This is a genomic window from Peribacillus sp. NPDC056705, from assembly GCF_043656335.1.
On record NZ_JBHTYI010000236.1, the window covers coordinates 1 to 1,192 of the forward strand.

The 1,192-nt window shown below is 47.4% G+C and carries 2 protein-coding genes; one reads left to right on the plus strand and one right to left on the minus strand.

All coding sequences use genetic code 11. The annotated features are described in order from the left end of the window. A partial coding sequence (locus tag ACFRAK_RS29275; RefSeq protein ID WP_394573234.1) for a DUF6199 family natural product biosynthesis protein occupies nucleotides 1-351 on the minus strand: 351 nt, incomplete at its 3' end. A gap of 272 nt (nucleotides 352-623) precedes the next feature. On the opposite strand from ACFRAK_RS29275, the gene ACFRAK_RS29280 reads away from it, so the two are divergent. Beyond that, nucleotides 624-1,160 carry a GNAT family N-acetyltransferase gene (locus ACFRAK_RS29280; protein ID WP_023960590.1) on the plus strand — a complete coding sequence of 179 codons (537 nt, stop codon included), beginning with the start codon at nucleotides 624-626 and terminating at the stop codon, nucleotides 1,158-1,160. Nucleotides 1,161-1,192: the final 32 nt, after the last annotated feature.

Consider the following 1,192-nt stretch of genomic DNA (forward strand, 5'->3'; position numbering starts at 1 on the left):
GGTGAGGATTTCTTCGTCGCTTAAGATAGCCTCTGGGTTAAACCCGACCGTAATCTTCGCGATGGGGATTTCTGTCAAGCGGTTCTGGAATCGTTCAGGCCAATTCGAGGCAGAACTGAAGGAGCAGCTTGAGACCATCAGAATAAGACCGACGATGAGCAGTACACATCCACCGATCCGGTGGCTGGTCAGGGCCAGGTCACTCGGCTCCGCCTCTTTGAATTTCCAGCCTACCGAGAGATACCACGCTGAATAAGGAGTAGCGACGGCGAACATTCCCGCAACGATGCATATGAATCCGATCCATCCGTTCATGGAGTCATCAGTCCTTTGAAGTTTAATGATGTACATACGTTATGGCCACCCTATTCGTTGCAGAAGGAGAGCCGGTCGATGCATACATTCGACTGGCTCTTTGTATGATATAGTTGTCATGAAATATCAAGATTTAGGAAAAGCTGTTGGTCATAGTATAGAATAATGGTGAAATGTAGAAGAGGATCACATTTTTTATAATACTTTTGTAACGCATTTTACATACCTGTAAACCTCTTTCCGCCGCAATTATGTTATCCTAGACATACTAAACTTACATACATCATTCATTAGGGAGGGGATTGGCCGTGAATATTGAGGTACACTTATGCCCGAAGGAACAGTCATACATTCTGCGAAACATCTATCCGTTGTACTTGCATGATATTGCTGAGATATGGGGGCTCCGTCCTAACCGGTACGGTGTATTTGAGAAGGATGATGTATCGACGCTGGAAGAACAGAGCCAGAAACTCGATGTCTGGTGGGATCAGCCCTCCGTGCTGTTCCCGTATTTGATCTCGGTGGATGGGATTGCTGCTGGGCTGGCGCTCGTGGCAACGACTCCTTATATTCCATCGCCGCATGTTCAGTATTATTTGAATGATTTTTTTGTGCTTCGGACTTTTCGAAGACAAGGTGTAGCCCAACGCGCGGCTGAGCTTGTGTTCGAGCAGTTCCAAGGTACATGGGAGCTCCAGACGAATCCGACGGAGCGCAATATGAGTACCCAAATCTTCTGGCGCAAGACCCTGAATACGTACACGGGTGGACGATACACGGAGCAAAACGGGGTTCATCCGGAGAAGGGGAATATGCTGGTCTTCCGGTTTGCGAACAAGTAGACACTTGACAGAAATTCGGAATCGCAATATAC